The organism is Microbulbifer okhotskensis (assembly GCF_023895975.1).
Taxonomy (GTDB): Bacteria; Pseudomonadota; Gammaproteobacteria; order Pseudomonadales; family Cellvibrionaceae; genus Microbulbifer; species Microbulbifer okhotskensis.
Genome location: NZ_JALBWM010000014.1, coordinates 33,868 through 51,447 on the forward strand (window position 1 = coordinate 33,868; position 17,580 = coordinate 51,447).

The 17,580-nt window shown below is 53.6% G+C and carries 15 protein-coding genes and 1 tRNA gene; 7 read left to right on the forward strand and 9 right to left on the reverse strand.

The features are described from left to right. Positions 1–292: 292 nt before the first annotated feature. From MO867_RS05350 to MO867_RS05365, 4 genes are all read right to left on the reverse strand, one after another. Positions 293–367: transfer RNA gene (locus tag MO867_RS05350), tRNA-Gln, on the reverse strand. Then, positions 358–1,284: a 4-(cytidine 5'-diphospho)-2-C-methyl-D-erythritol kinase gene (ispE, locus tag MO867_RS05355; RefSeq protein ID WP_252465207.1), complete on the reverse strand. Its 927-nt coding sequence runs from the start codon at positions 1,282–1,284 to the stop codon at positions 358–360. The genes MO867_RS05350 and ispE overlap by 10 nt, the downstream gene beginning before the upstream one ends. Positions 1,285–1,348: 64 nt before the next feature. After that, positions 1,349–1,993, reverse strand: coding sequence for a lipoprotein insertase outer membrane protein LolB (lolB, locus tag MO867_RS05360; protein ID WP_252465208.1), 645 nt, complete (start codon positions 1,991–1,993; stop codon positions 1,349–1,351). Beyond that, on the reverse strand, positions 1,977–3,785 hold the full coding sequence (locus MO867_RS05365; protein ID WP_252465209.1) for a tetratricopeptide repeat protein: 1,809 nt from the start codon (positions 3,783–3,785) through the stop codon (positions 1,977–1,979). Before MO867_RS05365 ends, lolB begins: the two co-directional genes overlap by 17 nt. Before the next feature lie 236 nt (positions 3,786–4,021). On the opposite strand from MO867_RS05365, the gene hemA reads away from it, so the two are divergent. The 4 genes from hemA to MO867_RS05385 are packed head-to-tail and all read left to right on the forward strand — an operon-like array spanning position 4,022 to position 8,198. Continuing rightward, positions 4,022–5,299 (forward strand): glutamyl-tRNA reductase, encoded by a 1,278-nt coding sequence (gene hemA, locus MO867_RS05370; RefSeq protein ID WP_252465210.1) that lies wholly within the window; start codon positions 4,022–4,024, stop codon positions 5,297–5,299. Next, positions 5,296–6,378, forward strand: a complete 1,083-nt coding sequence (gene prfA, locus MO867_RS05375) for a peptide chain release factor 1 (RefSeq protein ID WP_252465211.1) — start codon at positions 5,296–5,298, stop codon at positions 6,376–6,378. Before hemA ends, prfA begins: the two co-directional genes overlap by 4 nt. Positions 6,379–6,426: 48 nt before the next feature. Then, positions 6,427–7,254 (forward strand): peptide chain release factor N(5)-glutamine methyltransferase, encoded by an 828-nt coding sequence (gene prmC / locus MO867_RS05380; RefSeq protein WP_252465212.1) that lies wholly within the window; start codon positions 6,427–6,429, stop codon positions 7,252–7,254. Between the two features lie 41 nt (positions 7,255–7,295). Then, entirely contained in the window at positions 7,296–8,198 is a 903-nt protein-coding gene (locus tag MO867_RS05385) for a cation diffusion facilitator family transporter (RefSeq protein WP_252465213.1), read from the forward strand. Between the two features lie 9 nt (positions 8,199–8,207). On the opposite strand, the gene MO867_RS05390 is transcribed toward MO867_RS05385, so the two are convergent. From MO867_RS05390 to MO867_RS05400, 3 genes are all read right to left on the reverse strand, one after another. Further along, a complete protein-coding gene (locus MO867_RS05390) occupies positions 8,208–9,677 on the reverse strand; it encodes a succinylglutamate desuccinylase/aspartoacylase family protein (protein WP_252465215.1) in 1,470 nt (489 codons plus the stop codon). Positions 9,678–9,797: 120 nt separating this feature from the next. Further along, complete coding sequence (locus MO867_RS05395; RefSeq protein WP_252465216.1) at positions 9,798–11,228, reverse strand: MATE family efflux transporter; 1,431 nt, start codon at positions 11,226–11,228, stop codon at positions 9,798–9,800. Positions 11,229–11,389: 161 nt separating this feature from the next. Continuing rightward, positions 11,390–12,103, reverse strand: a complete 714-nt coding sequence (locus MO867_RS05400) for an alpha/beta fold hydrolase (protein WP_252465217.1) — start codon at positions 12,101–12,103, stop codon at positions 11,390–11,392. A gap of 145 nt (positions 12,104–12,248) precedes the next feature. On the opposite strand from MO867_RS05400, the gene MO867_RS05405 reads away from it, so the two are divergent. The 3 genes from MO867_RS05405 to MO867_RS05415 all read left to right on the forward strand — a co-directional run bounded on the left by MO867_RS05405 (position 12,249) and on the right by MO867_RS05415 (position 16,190). Further along, entirely contained in the window at positions 12,249–12,866 is a 618-nt protein-coding gene (locus MO867_RS05405; RefSeq protein WP_256473809.1) for an HvfX family Cu-binding RiPP maturation protein, read from the forward strand. A 47-nt stretch (positions 12,867–12,913) separates the two neighbouring features. Further along, positions 12,914–14,434: an ATP-dependent RNA helicase RhlB gene (rhlB, locus tag MO867_RS05410; protein ID WP_252465219.1), complete on the forward strand. Its 1,521-nt coding sequence runs from the start codon at positions 12,914–12,916 to the stop codon at positions 14,432–14,434. Between the two features lie 607 nt (positions 14,435–15,041). Next, the gene (locus tag MO867_RS05415; RefSeq protein ID WP_252465220.1) at positions 15,042–16,190 is read left to right on the forward strand and encodes a hypothetical protein; all 1,149 of its coding nucleotides are present in this window, start codon (positions 15,042–15,044) and stop codon (positions 16,188–16,190) included. A 202-nt stretch (positions 16,191–16,392) separates the two neighbouring features. Here the strand turns inward: MO867_RS05415 and cysZ are convergent, their stop codons facing one another. Then, the gene (gene cysZ, locus MO867_RS05420) at positions 16,393–17,223 is read right to left on the reverse strand and encodes a sulfate transporter CysZ (RefSeq protein WP_252465221.1); all 831 of its coding nucleotides are present in this window, start codon (positions 17,221–17,223) and stop codon (positions 16,393–16,395) included. Positions 17,224–17,259: 36 nt separating this feature from the next. Further along, complete coding sequence (locus MO867_RS05425; RefSeq protein ID WP_252465222.1) at positions 17,260–17,556, reverse strand: PA4642 family protein; 297 nt, start codon at positions 17,554–17,556, stop codon at positions 17,260–17,262. Between the last annotated feature and the right edge of the window lie 24 nt (positions 17,557–17,580).

A 17,580-nucleotide genomic window follows, 5' to 3' on the forward strand; every position in this document is an offset into this window, starting at 1 on the left:
GAAGTGAGTTGAAGTGTAGATGCCTGCATTTTGCTAGCTGTCAGGGCTTTTTCTGCAACACTTTTGTGCTGGCAAGCGCACCGTTTCCCCCTTCACCCATAGGTTTGTTGCGGATTTTTGGATGCATCTGCACAGCCGTTAGGGGCTTGCGATCAATTCTGCTTACAGGATTCTTAAAAAATTGGGGAGAGGCTTTGCTAAGCCCTGTGCGAATGGCCTGGGCCGGTTGGATCAGCGCTGACTGAAGCATGTCGGGACCAGTTTGTGGTTGCGCCATTGCAAATAGAGAAATTGGCTGGGGCGGAAGGATTCGAACCTTCGCATGACGGGATCAAAACCCGCTGCCTTACCGCTTGGCTACGCCCCACTCGTGTTTCCTCTACCGCTCGAGGATATTTTCGACAGCGCTCGATGTGTGGGCGAAACCAGTACACCTGCCGCTGTAAATCCCTTCCATCCTTTCGGCAGCTTGGCAAACACCTTAAGGGCTGCCTGTGCCGAAGGGAATGCTGCAAAAATGCAGCCTCCTGAGCCGGTGAGTTGCGCCGGAGCGAATTGCTCTAGCCACTCTCTGGCATCGCGAATTTCAGGGTAGAGCTTCTCTACCAGTTTCTGGCAGTCGTTACCGGAAAGTGCTTCCAGTTTTGCACTGCTCAGAGACATCTCGTTGAGCTGTCCCTCGCGAAGGGCCGCTAATGTAATTGCGACGGAATCCCTTGTCAAACGTGAATCGCGAAAAATTTTCGCAGTGCTTACTTCGCAACCCGTAGAGATCACTAGATAGTGGCGTTCATCGGTTGTAATTGGGGTTAATTTTTCACCGATGCCCTCGGCCCAAGCGGTACGCCCGCGAACAAAAACGGGGATGTCTGCGCCTAACTGCTGGCCGATTTCAGCCAGCTGATCGATTGATAAATGGCATCGCCATAATTGGTTGAGTCCCAATAAGGTTGTTGCCGCATCGCTGCTGCCACCACCGATACCACCGCCGTGGGGCAGGTTTTTTATCAGGCGAATATGTGCGCCGGGTACACGCTTCAGTTGGGGTTTGACGTGCTGGCGCAACAGCTGGGCCGCGCGAAAAACCAGGTTGTCTTCCTCGGCCACCTCCAAACTACCGGCATCGACAGTGATAGTGCCAGCGGAGTTTTCACTGAATTCCAGGGAGTCGCCGTAATTGAGTAGTTGGAATAAAGTTTGTAATTCGTGATAACCGTCTGGGCGGCGACCGAGAACACGAAGGATCAGGTTGAGTTTTGCGGGGGCGGGTAGTGTCAGCAGCATGGGGCGAAATCGGGTGTGTTAGTTACAGAGCCGCCATAATACCGTCATGCTGCCTTTTCGGCATTTATAAACCCCAGTCTTTGATTACCAAAGTGACCAACACCGGCCCGGCGGGGCCATTGGTTTGCGCTTTGATTCGCGCTGGCAACATGAAGGAGCCCTCGCTGCGGTAGTCGCTAAAAGTCAGTGCCCAGCCAGATTGTTGCAAGCTTTGCAGCTGCCCCTGGGCGTTGCGCTGTTCACCGTTTTTCGCACCGGGCGCCGGTAAACCTCGCACCCAATAAAACATTTCGCGAGCCGGCAATGGCCAGCCGAGTGCCTCCTGGGTGAGTTCCGCAGGGTTGCGTGCGTAGATGGGGGGTTGGCCGCCGCGCACTAGGCTGACACCGCCCGCTGAACCGGTAATTATGGTAGTGCCGGCACCGAGGGGGCCGCTCAAGTGCAGGCGGAAATTCTCTGCGCCGCCCTGCAGCCATGCAAGGTTGGCACTGCCGTTTTCCTTGGGTGAGCGGACTCCCAATTTGCCTTTGAGATTCCATTGGGTGAACTCTACTACTGTTTGAGGTGCATTGTTTTCAACGGTTGAGCCCGGTTTCTCGGGTTGCTCTTTGGTTTTCTGTCCGGCGCAGGCGGAAATTAGCAGGGCCAGACTTGCCAGTAGTAACCAATGGAATTTTCGGGCTATTGTTTTCTCAATTGTCTGATGCATGTTGTTCCACTGAATCTTTGATTTGCAGGCGCTTCATCGCTGCCGGAATAATCTTGCTGTGGGGATTGAGTAGCAGGCCTTTCTTCCACACTGCCAGAGCCGCTTCGAGATCGCCTTGAGCCCAAAGCACTTCGCCAAGGTGCGCGGCAATTTCGTGATCGGGCAGTTTTTCCATAGCCTGTCGCAGATATTTTTCTGCGGCACTGTAATTGCCCAGACGGTACTCTATCCACCCCATACTGTCGATAATGGCCGGGTCTTCTGGCTCGAGTTCGAGGGCGCGGCTAATCAGTTCATAGGCTTCGGTATGCCGGGATTTATCTTCAATCAGTTTGTAGCCGAGTGCATTGAGTACGGTGGCGTTATCGGGGTTTTTTTCCAGTAGGTTTCTGAGATCCTTTTCGAATTGCTGCGCATTGCCGAGTTGGTCGTGCAGTAATGCCCGAGTGTACATTAAGCGGCCACTGGTACTATTGGTTTGCAGGGCTTGCTCCACCCGTTCAAGCGCTATGCTGGGCTCGCCGCTTTTACGAAGTATTTCGACCTCCATCAGGTAAAAATGTTCTTCTTGTTGTGGGTGTTTTTCTCTCAATGTATTAAACCAGTCCTGATTAACCCGATGTTGGCCCAGGCTTGCCAGTAACTCGGTGCCGCGAGTAATAGCTTCTACATAGTCGCTTCCGGGTCCCACTTTGCGGAAATGTTCGATGGCTTTAGAAAAATCCCCTGCTTTTACAGCAATACCGCCCAGATAAAAATGCGCAGCTGACTCGTGCTGTTCTAATTCGAGCAGCTTTGCAAATAGCGATGTTGCCTCTTCCACCTGATTGGTCTCGTATTGAATTAGAGCCAGGGACAGAATCAGGTTGCCATCATTTGGGCGCTGGGCAACCAATTTGGCGAACTGTTGGCGTGCCAGGGTAAGATCCTCGCGGATTAACAGGCGTGCATATTGCAGGCGCAGGCGGCTTTCCGAGGGGTGAATGCTGACAAGTCGCTCGAGCAGAGAGATGGCTTCTTTGCGTTTCCCCTGATCAACCAACAGGTGGCTCTCAAGCAGCGGTGCATCGAGTTGGTCTGGATGACGCTCCTGGATACGGCGCACCAGCGACAGGGCGTGCGAAAATTTCTTCTCGTCGCGCAGCACCATGACGTAACTGAGTACGACCTCATCGTCGAGGGGGTAATCTTTGGCCAGCCTGGAGAATTCTTGCCTTAATTGCTCGGTTAGTTGTTCGTGGGCAATGGCAGTTGCTGCGAGAGACTGCAGGGGGGGGCGGCCGCCGAGTTCAAGCGTTTTTTTCGCGTGGAGCAAGGCGGTTTGCAGTTTGCCCGCCAAGGTCAGTTCTGCGGTAAGGGCCAGTTGAGCTTCAGCATTTTGCGGTTCCAACTCCGCCCAGAGCTGAGCCGAACGCAAAGCGGCTTGGCGAGCGTTTAAAAAGCGTGCAATTCTGGTAGCGCGGGCAGCGACACCGGCATCTTTGGTGACTTCCGCCTGGTGGTAGTAATTGGCTAGGGCGACATCGTATTGTTCCCGGATACCGGCCACCTCAGCAACCAACAGGGTGTAAAAAGTGTCAATGGGAAAGGCCTTGGCCTCCGCTGGATTTGACTCCATGGTTTTCAGGCTGCGTGTTTCGATAGTGGCGCCTGTCAGGCCTTCCTCTGGCGCCGCAGGGGCCTGGACCTGTGCACAGGCGGTTAGCGCCAAGGCGGTCAACAGGAGTGCTGAAAATTTGGCCAGTAGGCCGAACGGCATGCATGTGGAGTGTTTTGCGCGAGGTGGGAGCATAGATCGTTTCCATACGTTGTCGCTGAAGGAAAGCTGGATACAGTTGGCGTGTTTTAAACGATTATCGCCATATAATTCTAGCTGTGAATCGGGTTTCGAATGGGGGGGGCTTGGGGATCTGCACCAAATCGGCGGAGAATATAACTGGCTCATGCGCTTGCAAGGGAGGCGGCTGCCCGTGAAAATGCGCCCCTGTGCGGTTTCCGCCTATCAAGATTTAATGTTAACGGAAGTCTATGCCAATTCTTACCCTGGGTATCAACCACGATAGCGCGCCGGTGGAGGTGCGCGAACGGGTGGCTTTTGCTCCTGAGGTGATGCCGGGCGCACTGGGAGATGCGCGCGCAGCACTGGGTTGCCGCGAACTGGCAATCCTCTCGACCTGCAATCGCACTGAAATTTACGGTAGCGTGGAGGCAGAGCCGCTGCTGCAGTGGCTGTCGGAATACCATCAGGTTCCGCTGGAGCAGCTGAAGAGCTGTGCCTATGTCTACAGCGAGGAGGAGGCCGTGCGCCATATGATGCGCGTCGCCTGTGGCCTTGACTCGTTAGTGCTGGGGGAGCCGCAGATTCTCGGGCAGATCAAGTCCGCCTACGCGGTGGCGCGGGAATCCGGCAGTGTTGGCAGCGAGTTGCACCGGGTCTTCCAGCGGGTATTTACTGTGGCTAAGAAGGTGCGTACCGAAACGGCCATTGGTGAAAACCCTGTCTCCGTTGCCTATGCCGCAGTTTCCCTGGCCTCACGCATTTTTACTGACCTGAAAAAACAGACGGCACTGTTGATCGGTGCAGGAGAAACGGTTGAACTGGTCGCTCGCCACCTATTGGATCAGGGGGTCAAGCAGGTAATTGTGGCCAATCGCACCCTAAGCCGCGCAGAATTGCTCGCAGAGAGCTTCGGTGCTGAGGCGATTTTACTTGCCGATATTCCCGAACATCTGGCGCGCGCGGATATTGTGATTAGCTCCACCGCCAGCCAGTTACCGATTCTGGGTAAGGGCGCGGTTGAATCGGCACTGCGCAAGCGCCGCCACAGGCCCATGTTTATGGTGGATATTGCGGTACCACGGGATATCGAATCTGAAGTTGGAGAGCTTGACGATGTCTATCTCTACACGGTGGACGACCTGCGCGGAGTTATTGATGAGGGCAAGCGTTCCCGCGAGAAAGCGGCGGAGGCAGCTCGGGAAATTATTACTGCGGCCGCGGCTGAGTTTACCCAGGATAGCCGTTCTCTCGGAGCAGTGGATAGCATCCGCAGCTATCGTCAGCGGGCGCAAAAAGTGAGTAGCGCCGAGCTTGAGCGGGTACTGCTACAGCTGGACAAGGGTGAGGACCCGCGACGGTTGATGGAGCAACTGGCTCGCTCTCTTACCAATAAATTAATTCATGCACCTACCGTCAGCCTGAAAAAAGCGACTGCGGAGGGCGACCTTGAGCGTTTGCGTATCGCTCGCGAGATTGTCGGCTTGGATGATCTCACCGATATCGAATCAGAGAAAAAACAACAATGAAAGAGTCGTTACTGAACAAACTGGACAATCTGCAGGAGCGCCATGAAGAAGTCTCTGCGCTGCTAGGTGATGCGGAAGTCATTGCCGATCAGAATCAGTTCCGTGATCTTTCGCGGGAATATGCTGAGCTGGAAGAAGTAGTCAAATGCTACGGCAGTTATAAGCAATTGCAGGAAGATATGGCTGCGGCGCGGGAGATGCTTCAGGAAAGTGATCCTGAAATGCGTGAAATGGCCAGGGAAGAACTGCGCGAGGCAGAAGCCCAGATTGAGCCTTTGGAGCGAGAGCTGCAAACGTTACTGCTTCCTCGCGACCCCAACGACAGAAAAAATGTATTTTTGGAAATTCGCGCTGGAACCGGTGGCGATGAGGCTGCAATTTTCTCCGGTGATTTGTTCCGTATGTACTCCCGCTATGCAGAAAAGCAGGGTTGGCGCATAGAAATTGTCAGCGAAAATATCGGTGAACACGGCGGTTATAAAGAGATTATTACCCGCGTTGCCGGTGAGGATGTTTACGCAAAATTAAAGTTTGAATCCGGTGCGCACCGGGTGCAACGGGTTCCGGAAACCGAATCCCAGGGGCGCATCCACACCTCCGCTTGCACTGTGGCTGTGATGCCGGAGCCCGATGAGCGCGACGCAATTGAAATTAGCAAAGCCGACTTGCGTGTGGATACCTACCGTGCATCGGGAGCTGGTGGTCAGCACGTTAACAAAACCGATTCGGCGGTGCGCTTGACTCATATTCCCAGCGGTATTGTAGTGGAGTGCCAGGATGAGCGTTCCCAGCATAAAAACAAAGCCAAGGCGATGACGTTGCTGCAGGCCAAGCTCAATACTGAGCAGGAAAATGCAGCGGCTCAGGAAATTTCCGATGCCCGCAGGAGCCTGGTGGGCAGCGGTGATCGCTCAGAGCGAATCCGTACATACAATTACCCTCAGGGCCGAGTTACCGACCACCGCATTGGTCTTACGCTCTATAAACTCGATGAGGTGATGCAGGGAGCACTCGCAGAAGTGGTCGGGCCCTTACGCACCGAATACCAAGCGGATCAGTTGGCCGCATTAGGTCAGTAACCTCGAATTATTGCGCTGCCCAGGGCGGCGATGCCATAGGTTTCCCTCATGACCAGCGTCAAGGAAAATATCGCGCGCTGCGCCGAGATAACAGCGAGCGACAGTGCGCGTCTGGATACAGAATTGTTGCTCGGCAGTGTGCTGGGTCGCGAGCGCACTTGGCTTTACACCTGGCCAGAATATGAGCTGACTGCTGTCGAACAGCAACGATTCGAACAATTGCTGCAACGCCGCCAAGCGGGGGAGCCAGTGGCACATTTGATCGGTGAGCGCGAGTTTTGGTCGCTGCCGCTCAAAGTAGACCCATCAACTCTGATCCCTCGCCCAGATACTGAATTACTGGTAGAGACTGCGTTGGAATTTTTTCCCCAGCAAAGACTGCGGGTGTTGGACCTGGGCACCGGCAGTGGTGCTATTGCATTGGCATTGGCATCGGAAAAGCCTGCTTGGCAAATTATTGCCGCAGAAAAATCACCCGCAGCTCTTGCCCTTGCTGAAGAGAATCGTCGCAGACTCGCCCTGAAAAATGTCGAGATGATCCAGAGTGATTGGTTTTCCAGTCTGGAGCAACAGCCTTTTTCCCTGATTGTGAGCAACCCTCCCTATATCGATGCCTCTGACCCCCATTTGGGTCAGGGGGATGTGCGCTTTGAGCCGCTCTCTGCTCTGGTGGCAGAGCGGCAGGGGTTGGCGGATATCGAGCATATTGCAGCAGTGGCTGGCGACTATCTGGAAGAGGATGGCTGGCTTATGGTTGAGCACGGCTGGCAGCAGGCCGACCGTGTGCGGGAAATCTTTACGGCAGTGGGATTTAAGGGGGTTGCCAGTCGTAGGGATTACTCCGGCTGGGAGCGGATTACGTTAGGGCAAAAATAGATTACTTAGGTAGCTGTCCTGGAATTCAACGGAGTGAGTGAATGCACGATCACGTCCATCACCGCAATGGCAATGGGGCTTTGCGCCCGCTGATTATTGCACTGATCCTAACCTTGGGGTTTTCAATTGTCGAAGCGATAGGCGGCTGGTTGTCTGGCTCCTTGGCACTCCTCGGCGACGCAGCCCATATGCTGACCGATACTTTCGCCCTGGCACTGGGGGCTATAGCCGCGGTGTTGGCGAAGAAGCCGGCTGACCGGGAGCTGTCTTTTGGCTGGGGGCGGGCAGAGGTCCTGGCAGCGGTTACTAACGGCTTGATCATGTTGCTGATAGTTGTCGGAATTTCCTTTATGGCCATCGATCGGTTACGCAATCCACAGCCGGTGCACGGCGGCACCGTAATGTTAATTGCGGCTGCGGGCCTGATGGTTAACATTCTGGCGGCGTGGGTTCTGTTGAAGGGTGAGCAGACCCTTAATATTCGTGGAGCCCTACTGCATGTAATGGGCGATATGCTGGGCTCTATCGCGGCACTGGCTTCCGGTGCGGTGATCTATTTCACCGGCTGGGTGCCTATCGATCCCCTGCTTTCTCTGTTGATTAGTCTGTTAATTCTTTTTTCCTGTATCCGTTTGTTGAGGGATGCAGTGGATGTATTAATGGAGAGGGTGCCGAGAGAGCTCAGTTTGCCGGTAGTGGGTGAGACACTGGTGAATGTGACAGGCGTGCGTTCTGTACACGATTTGCATATCTGGCGCTTGGATTCCAGCACTATTTCCCTGTCCGCCCATATCGTGGTTGACGACTTACTGGCTTGGCCCAGGGTATTGGAGCGCTTGCGGGAAACCTTGGGTAAGCGCTTCGATATCGAGCATATCACCCTGCAACCCGAACCTCTGGCAAAGCCTGAGGTGACCGTGGTTGATCGGGTTAGTGATAGATAAGGTACGAATTTACTCCTCTCCTTCAGTCGGTGCCTGGGTAGTATTTGGAGTGGCGGGTGCTTTGCTCTGGGATTTGTCCGCCACCGACTCCTCTGCCACCACTTCCTGCGGCGAACTGATTTGCTCCTGGGGTGCCTGTAGGCCGATATGATAGGCGGCGAAACCTGGCTGCACGACCTGATTCAGGGCCATACCGAGAATGCGGCCGTTGTGTTTCGAGCGAATTTCCGTGCGCACATTGGTGATCGGATTGGTGACAGTACCCAAAAGATCCCCTTTGCGTACAAATTCCCCCAGTTGTACTTCACTGAAAATAACCCCGCCGGTCGAAGTCCGCTGCCAGGTGGAGGTGTAATAGACGGGCTCTGGGTCTCCCCAGAGGCGAAATTTGCTTACCATGCCCAGTTGGTTGAGCAGGGTGCGGATACCTTTCACGCTGTGGCTTACCGATAATTCGTCGAGCACCATGGGGGCTCCGGCTTCCAGAGTGACGGTGGGGATGCCGGCCTCGACGGCGGCGCGGCGCAGAGTGCCTTTGGCTCCAGCGCTGTGCAGCACGACTGTTGACCCGAAACCCTGGGTCATTTTAACCACTTTAGGATTGCTCAGATCACCGCGCAGCTGCGGTAAATTGGTGCGGTAAAAAGAACCGGTATGCAGGTCCACGACCGCGTTGCAGCGGCTGATGACTTCGTGGAAAAACGAATTGGCAATTCGCGAAGCAGAGGAGCCATCGGGGTCGCCGGGAAAATGTCGGTTTAAATCGCGTCTATCGGTTAGGTAGCGGGAGCCTCGATGAAAGCCCTGCAAGTTTACGATGGGGACGCCAATAACAGCGCCGCTCAAGTGGTCGGCGTCGAGGTCGTACATCACTCTTCGCACTGTCTCCACGCCATTCAGTTCATCGCCGTGTACTGCGGCAGTGAGACATAATACTGGGCCGGGCTTGGCTCCATTGACCACCAATACCGCAGTAGGGCTGTAGACGCCTTCAAAATGTTGGCTGGGCGACCAGGCCAGACGCGTAGAGGTAGCGGGGGGAATTTCCGCTCCGAGTAAGCGCAGTGGCTTGGCGATTTTTCCCGGTACCAGGGAAATTGTGCCGGGTTCTGGCAGTTCAGCTTGCGCGTTTACTGCTTTCGTCTCAGCTACTGCTGCGGGCGCAGTTTCGTCTTTTGCCACGGGCTGCGGGTCCAGCTCCTGAATAGGCTGATCCAGTTGCAGGTTTTCTGCCTGCGGTAGAGAAATGTCCTCAGCGCTGTCTGCTGCCCTTGGAGTGTTTGCCGCTGCGGGTTTTACGCCGGCAGGGGGCCCCAGTTCGGTAATTACTGGCTGATCTAGCTGCAGGTTGGTTGCTTGGGGTACCGCTTCTTTTTGCGCGGCGCTAGTGTCGTCAGTCCCTAGAGCCTGGGTAGATGTCAGTAGCAGGGCGAGGCTCAACAGGCGTCGGGCCCTTTGGCGGGATAGGCGCGGGGTCATTAGGCACTCCGGTCAACTTCAACTATCGGGATGTGCCGGAGGGCCTTGTGTCCGGCACGGGTTGGGACTTGGAGCGCCAGTATAGTCAAAGCGTTCCCTGGGAATGTGATACACGCCGAATTACGCGTATCCATAGGCCCGTTTAATCGCCCTGCGGCTGGTCCGCCAAAAGCGGAAACCGAGCAGAATAGAGGCGACCCCCAGCCCGATACAGACTCCGGCCCAGTAGCCATATACTCCCCAAAAATTCTCTCCCAACCAATAGGCGCTGGAAAGTCCCACCAGCCAGTAAGAGAAAAGCTGGATACACATGGGCGCCCCCGTATCTTTGTATCCGCGCAGTGCGCCCCAAGTCATGGCCTGGGCGACATCTACCAGCTGAAAAGCGGCGCAGAGCAGTAGCAGGTTAGTTGCCACTGCGATAATTTCTGTGTTGCTGGTATAGGCCTGCACGAACAGGGTGCGCAGGGTAATCAGTAGTATTCCCGTCCCCAATGCATAAATAACGCCGCTGCCGATACCCACCTTGCCACAGAAGCGTGCGCGCTTTGGCCGCCCCTGCCCGAGAAGTTGGGCGGTGCGAATGCTTAGCGCTTGGGCCAAAGCCAGGGCGACCAAATAAAATACGGAGCCGACACTCATACCTATCTGATGGGCGGCGACAATAGCGGCGCCATAGGGGGCGAGTAGTATGGTGAGGCTGGCAAAAAAGGTTACTTCGCTGGCAGCGCCTACGCAGATAGGCAGGCCTACGGCCAACAGGTGTCGCAGAGTCGGCCAATGGGGGCGTGGCGGAATTAGCTTCAGTCTCAAGGTGTGGTATACGGGATCATTGTTGGCGTGCCAGAAAAGTGCCAGTGCGATCAGGCAGCTGACCGCAGCCGTAGCCCAGCCGCACCCGGCGCCACCCATCGCGGGTATGGGGCCGGCACCGAATACAAGAAGAATATCCAGCGGGATATTTAAAATCGCTGCGGTGATATAGATACGCATTACTGGGCGAACTTGCCCCATACCTTCGCAGTAGCCGCGCAATGCAGTGCCCAGAGCAAAGGGCAGAGTACCCACGGTGAGAGCCAGGACATAGCCTTCCAAAACCTGGCGAACAGGTTCTTCTGTATCGATCCAATGGCTCCAGATCGGAACAGCAAGTAATGCCGAAACGACGATAATACCGCCTATCAGGGCAATCCATAGGGCTTGCAGCAATTGCTTGGAGCAGCCTTCTTCGTCTCGCCCGCCGCGCAGGTGAGCGACCACGGGTGAAATCGCAGCGAGTAACCCAATCAAGGTGACCGCGCAAACTGCCCAGATGCTCGACCCCAAAGCCAGTCCGGCCAAATTGACCTCGCCGGCGCGCCCGGCCACCAGAGTATCGACAACGCCCATGCTGACCACTGCGAGGTTGCTGACCACCAACGGACCTCCCAGGGTAGTCAGGTGCGACAATTCGGTCTTGGTGGCGTTCCGGTAAAACTTGAACAAGGGGAAACCCAGGCTGTTGTCACTTGCGTTGGTGGATGATTGTGGGGTTTGGGCTAATTTCGACAACAAATTAATCCTGTTAAATGCTCCGCAGTGCGCAGTTGCAGCTGAAACAGGCGCTGAGCCGGGTATTTGGAAAAGCTTTCAACTTACTTGGGGCGGGCGGGGCGTTACTGCAAAAAGGCCCGACATTCTACGGCACGAATAGCTCTGTAGCCCAGTGCTAATTAAAGGGATTCCGCAAGAAGTTTGGCCACCAGTTGGGGCCTATTGATTATGCAGTCATGGTTCATCTTCACTTCCCGGTATCGCCAGCCACGAAACTGCCTGGCTTTTCGGCTGCTGTATACCGCTGGCGGGTACTGTGGCTGGGTGCAGTGGATGAAGGTACATGGCGGTCCGTCTTCAGGTTTCCGCCGAAGGTGAATAGGGTCGAGCAGGGTTTTCATTGGGTGTGGGGTCATCCGGCGCTTCAGCCATTGAATATCCTCGGGCTCAGTCACTCCCAACAGGCCTGGCTCTGGGGGCATCATACAAATAGTGCCATCTATCTTTCTTGCTTGTTTCAACCTTTCCTGCAAAGTGCCCTCGGGGAGCTGGATACTAAAAGGCTGGTCCGGTTCAGGTATTGCTCCGTCGAGATAGACCAGTCGCCGAATCCGTCCCGGTAGTGCATCGGCGGCACCGGCTGCTGCCATGCCGCCAAAGCTGTGCCCCACCAGAACCACCTGCTGTAGCTCCCGATACACAATCACATTGATCAGGTCTTGAATAAACGTGCTCAGCCCGATGTCGGGTGAAAGAAGGTGTCTGCGCTCCCCCAAGCCGGTTTGGGTCGGCGTAAAGACCTGGTGCCCGAGATTTTGCAGGTATCTGGCTACTTTGGCCCAGCACCAGCCTCCATGGAAAAGGCCGTGAACCAGTACGTACGTTTCTCCCACCTGATGACTCTCCAGCTGACCGCACTGTGCAAGCATAGATGCGCTTTGCCATGCCCTACTTCGGGTTGAGTGTAAGAGTTAGCGGAATCGCTCGACTAAAGTGAACAAAGACACTGATGAGAGAGTGATTTAAATGAGTGGTGCAATGAATTGCCTGAGCCGCGGGTATAACTGCTTTGTACATTATGTGCGCAAAATTGATTGGTCGGGGCCGCTGTTGCTGCGGATTTACCTGGCGCCAATTTTTATATTGGCTGGTTTGAATAAAATGAATAACATCGAACAGGTCGCGGCGTGGTTTGGAAATCCGGACTGGGGCCTGGGGTTGCCCGCGCCCATGCTGATGGCCTGGCTCGCAGCATTGGTAGAGTTTTTTGGTGGTATCGCTATTCTGGTGGGGTTTGCCACACGCTTGGTGGCAATTCCTCTGATGTTTGTAATGGCCGTAGCTGCGGTCACTGCCCACTGGGATAATGGCTGGTCGGCGCTGCCAGACAAGACCCTGAGTGTACCTTGGGAATGGCGCAAGGACCTGCTGGATGAAGCAGCTGTGCGTAAAGAAAAAATCGTTGATCTACTGAAGGAGCATGGCAATTACGAATGGCTGGTGGAGAGCGGGGGGGTCACGATCCTGAAGAACGGTATTGAGTTCTCCGCAACCTATCTCATTATGCTGCTGGCTCTATTTTGCAGTGGCGGTGGGCGCTTTTTTAGCGTGGATTATTGGTTGTGCCGCCACTATAGCGGGCAGGGTGCCACGTAGAGGTGGTATACTCGCCGATTATTTGAACATTTTAGCGAGTATTTCACTTGATAGGAAAGCTGTTCCGCCGTTCCTCCTCCAAAGAGGACAAGGATTCCCGCCGGGGAGAAGAGAGCTCCGGGCGCCGAGAAGAGGTGCAAAAGTCACCCGAAACGGCCTCCAAGGGGAGCGCCAAGTCCACGCAACAGGAGGGGAAAACGCGCAGGAGCGGCGACAGGGCGGCTCATAAAGGGCGGCAGCGCAGCAGAGAGCCACAAGAAGCCGCTAAGCCCTGGTCTCTGGATGAGTTTCAGGTGCCTGAACAGGAGGGTAAAGTACGCTTTCATGATCTGGGGCTGCCCCTCGAAGTGATGCGCGCAATCCACGATCTGGGTTTCGAATACTGTTCTCCCATTCAAGGGCGCTCTCTCCCGCACACACTCAACGGCCACGATCTGGTAGGCAAGGCGCAAACCGGTACTGGCAAGACAGCAGCATTCCTGGTGACGGTGATAGATGATCTCCTCAAGCATCCGTTTGAGGGGGAGCGCTATGCTGGTGAGGCACGCTCCTTGATTATTGCCCCGACACGCGAGTTGGTGATGCAGATTGCAGATGATGCCAGGGATTTGTGCAAATACACCGATCTGGAGATTCATACCCTGGTCGGCGGTATGGATTATGAAAAGCAGCAGCGCAATTTGAATGAACGATTGGTAGACATCCTGGTTGCGACACCGGGACGCCTGCTGGATTTCGTCGGCAACCGTGACTGCTATCTGGACCAGGCCGAAGTTTTGGTAATCGATGAGGCGGATCGCATGCTGGATATGGGGTTTATCCCCCAAGTGCGCCGTATCGTGCGTCAAACTCCTCGAAAAACCCACCGTCAGACAATGTTCTTCTCCGCAACCTTTACTCCTGAGGTCGATTCCCTGGTAGAGCAATGGACCGATGAACCGGTGGTGATTGAAATTGAGCCGGAAAGAGTTGCTACAGATTCTGTGGAGCAGCATGTTTACCTGTCTGCGAGTGAGGAGAAGTACTCGCTCCTTTACAACATATTGCAGCGGGAAGAAGTGGATAGCCTGATTGTGTTTGCCAACCGCCGCGATCAGTGCCGCCGTTTGCATGAGCGCCTCCTCGCACACGGGATTCCTGCCGGCTTACTCTCTGGGGAAGTGGCTCAAAACAAGCGAGTGCGTACCCTCGATGACTTTAAGTCAGGTAAAACTAAGGTCTTGGTTGCCACTGATGTGGCTGGGCGCGGTATCCATATCGACGGTATCAGTCATGTGGTGAACTTTACACTGCCGGAGGAGCCGGAGGATTACGTACACCGTATCGGCCGTACGGGGCGCGCAGGTAAAACAGGAACTTCTATCAGTTTTGCCTGTGAGGACGATGCTATGCGCCTCGAACCTATCGAGCAGTTGCTCGGCGGTAAGCTGAAGTGTGAAGTGCCGCCTGAGGAACTTTTGGTAGAGCCGCCCAAGGTACATATTCAGCGCAGCCATTCCGATCGTGATGGCCGTCGTGATGGTCGCCGGGGCGGTAGCGGTGGGCATCGCCGCCCACGGCGTTACTGAGTCGAAACGCAAGCGTGGTTTGGGAGACGCTTCTCCCGTACTAATCAATGTGCCGCGCTGTATCCCACTTCTCCTCTGAAACCAACTGGGGCTGTCGCCGGAAGCGGTGAGGGCTCTGGTGTGGCGCTTTAGTCGATAGTTGTAACAGGTCCCCGATCCGGCGATTGCAATACTGAAATAGCAGATCTCTGGGCTCCATTACCTGAAGTGGCTCCCTGCCACCTCATCAGAACTTGACCCCAGTGCCAATCCAGCCAAAGCGTTAAGACATGGCCATAGGCTCAAGTCTGCTTTTTATAGCTTTCAAATACCTCGCCAAATCCAGCTGTTTGAGTTGTGTGGTCAATATTGTCAAATACCGGCTATTGAAATTCGGGTATTAATATCCGTGGCTATTAAGCCTTTGGTACTTTGTTAAAGCCGATATTGTGACGAATGTACCAGAAGTGGCTATATTTTCTTCCCGCCTCTCTATTTTGTCCTAAAATTAATCAGGTTTAGTCTGCTACCCGAGTAATCATTCGGTAGCTAGGGAGCGCTCCAGCTGTATTGGGGCTTGCCTGGATTCGGTCATGTTTTTTTATTAAAAATTACAGTAATAATTCGGATGCGCACCCTCTATCTACATATTGGCTTCCACAAAACAGGTTCAAGCTCCCTTCAATTAGCCTTGAAAGAGCAGGTACAAGTGCTCGGCACAGCCGGCATTGAATTTCTGTCGCTGGGAAAAAAGGGAAATTCCTCAGGTTGTGTTGAAGTCTGTCGTCAAAATGACGAGGTTGTTTTTCGGCTGAATAAGCGCCTTGCCGCTCTTTTGGCCACAAGCAGCAGTGATAGAGTAATTGTTTCCGCTGAGCATCTGTGTTTTTTCCATCAGCGTGAAGATATCGAAGAAGTTCAACGGACTTGCGCTAAGTATTTTGATGATGTCCAGGTAATTGTTTACCTGCGTAGACAAGATCTGCAAGCAATTTCGTTTAAAAAACAGGGCGCGCGTGGCGCGGCGTCAAATCGAAGTTCCTCGAGTAAATTACTTGGACACGATAAGGGGGCTTTCCCAGCTTTTGATAAGAATATCGAAGCTTACTACGATTATTTTGCCAAATTGAAATTGTGGGAAGCAGTTTTTGGGACCGGCTCTCTTATGGTTAGATCGTTTACTCGTGCGACCTTACATGGTGGCGATATTATTAGTGATTTTTTATTGTTGCTTGGGGGGGGGGTGAAAATAAGTAGCCGATTCGTTAACGAAGGTGTGGGGCGAAAAGAGTTTTTGTTGACTCACGACTTGTTAAAGCTGGGGGTGGCCGAGTCCGATATTAATAAGCTGAAACCGATGATGTTGCGAGAGACTGCCGAGTTGCAGCCGTCAAGGAATGTTGCTAAGCAATTCTTTATGCGCTTTGAAGAGTCCAATCGGCACTTGAATGACATTTTTTTAAAGCATGATTCGGGCTTGGCCTTTGATGATGATTTTGAAAAATATCCAGATCAGGGAAATGACCGGATTACGATAGACGACTTGTCCAAGTGGATACCTCAGATTTTAAAAACGGGTATACAGAAGCCTGAAGGGTTGCAAAATGCGCTGTTGGCTGACAGGGTTCAGCAGATGGTGGACAGGAAGCTTCCAGTTGACGTGCTTGACAGAGAGTTGGAAGGTTTGGCGAAATGCCTATCAGCAACAGCTTACATTGCCAAGGAGCAGCAGCCTTGGTATAGAGCGCTTAAGAAAAAGAAGACTTCTGGTCGGTAGCCTGGCTGTTAAGCGTATCAGAACGAGTCATTGAAAGGCGGTTTCAGGTTTCACTTTTCGCCGCCTGTCTTCACTCTAGCCCCCTATAGATAAAGGGGAAAAGTGATCCTTGATATGTGCCCTGTGGAGAAAAATAAAAGCCCCCTGGGTGAGAGGGCTTTTCTCTTATCGATACTTTGCGGCATCAAATAAGACTGGCTGGCTACTGGAGGAGTTGCGCTGCGTTGCCAGGATCACCTTCCTGCCGCAGGCGTTCAATCCAAAGTGCGGTACCGCCAGCGACGGCGGCGGGCATCACAAAGATATTTAAAATCGGCACCATTTTAGCCAGCATTACCGTTCCGCCAAAAGCGAGGCTGGTTAATTTACGACGGCGCAAAACCGTTTTTAATTCATCAAATGGACGCTGGTGATTATCCAGTGGGTAGTCAATATATTGAATAGCCATGCACCAGGCGCCCCAAGTGGCGGTTAGTATCGCAGGGATAAAAATTGTCCAGCTGGTGATGGTGGCAATAATAAATACAATGATACCCCAAACTAAAAAGTAACCCAGCTTGCGTAATTCCCGGCCCAGAGTACGCCATACCATTTGCATTATAGGTTCCGCTGGTGGTGCTTTCCCGGTAAGAAGTTCTTCTACTTTTTCTGCGAGTAAACCGTTAAAGGGGGCGGCGATAATATTGGTGATAATGCTGAACAAATAGCCGTAGACGAGGAAGAAAAGGAAAAGTACCAGCAGTGCAACAGTCCAGGCTAGCCAACGAAAAACACTGGCTGTCCAGGCGGCGCCTTTGGCCATGATGGATTCCCACCAGGACATATTTTCCGTATTGACTGGCGCGTGTGAAAGCAGGCTGCTGATATAGTCGCTAAGCCCTCCCAGCTGTGAAATCATGATGCTACTGATAATAATAAATAGCACCAGATTGATCAGCAGGGGCACTAAAATAAAAGGGCGCAACTCACGCCGGGTTATTAAGTGGACACCGCGCACCAGTGCGTCGATACCGTGAACAGGATTTGAAGTCATATACTTACCTTTCGCTGGTGCGCTACCCGTGTTTTATCACTTAGCGCCAGCGGTCTTTAATATATCGCTGTATTCGTGGCTTTGGCGGTGATTACTGATCCGGGCCAGCAGGGTTTTCCCATCGGGACCGGTGCTATTTAGATCTAGGCCCTCGGCGAGAAACAATTGTACAAAAGTGGCAAAACTTTCAGCTTTCATACTGCGATAGGCGCGCTCGAGCAGGTGGTGATCCCGGTTAACCCCTTTGGGGGCTTCTCCAGTCAGGAAACCAGCGATACGCTCCTCGTCGAAAACTTCTCCGAGTACTTTTTGTTTGTCTTTTTTCAGGCTCAAAACTTTTTCCTTACTGCGTTAATG

Coding starts and splice junctions, on each gene's coding strand:
- ispE (WP_252465207.1), bottom strand. CDS start 1,284: ATGCTGCTGACACTACCCGCCCCCGCAAAACTCAACCTGATCCTTCGT.
- hemA (WP_252465210.1), top strand. CDS start 4,022: ATGCCAATTCTTACCCTGGGTATCAACCACGATAGCGCGCCGGTGGAG.
- prfA (WP_252465211.1), top strand. CDS start 5,296: ATGAAAGAGTCGTTACTGAACAAACTGGACAATCTGCAGGAGCGCCAT.
- MO867_RS05385 (WP_252465213.1), top strand. CDS start 7,296: ATGCACGATCACGTCCATCACCGCAATGGCAATGGGGCTTTGCGCCCG.
- MO867_RS05365 (WP_252465209.1), bottom strand. CDS start 3,785: ATGCTCCCACCTCGCGCAAAACACTCCACATGCATGCCGTTCGGCCTA.
- MO867_RS05390 (WP_252465215.1), bottom strand. CDS start 9,677: ATGACCCCGCGCCTATCCCGCCAAAGGGCCCGACGCCTGTTGAGCCTC.
- lolB (WP_252465208.1), bottom strand. CDS start 1,993: ATGCATCAGACAATTGAGAAAACAATAGCCCGAAAATTCCATTGGTTA.
- MO867_RS05405 (WP_256473809.1), top strand. CDS start 12,249: ATGAATTGCCTGAGCCGCGGGTATAACTGCTTTGTACATTATGTGCGC.
- prmC (WP_252465212.1), top strand. CDS start 6,427: ATGACCAGCGTCAAGGAAAATATCGCGCGCTGCGCCGAGATAACAGCG.
- MO867_RS05415 (WP_252465220.1), top strand. CDS start 15,042: ATGCGCACCCTCTATCTACATATTGGCTTCCACAAAACAGGTTCAAGC.
- cysZ (WP_252465221.1), bottom strand. CDS start 17,223: ATGACTTCAAATCCTGTTCACGGTATCGACGCACTGGTGCGCGGTGTC.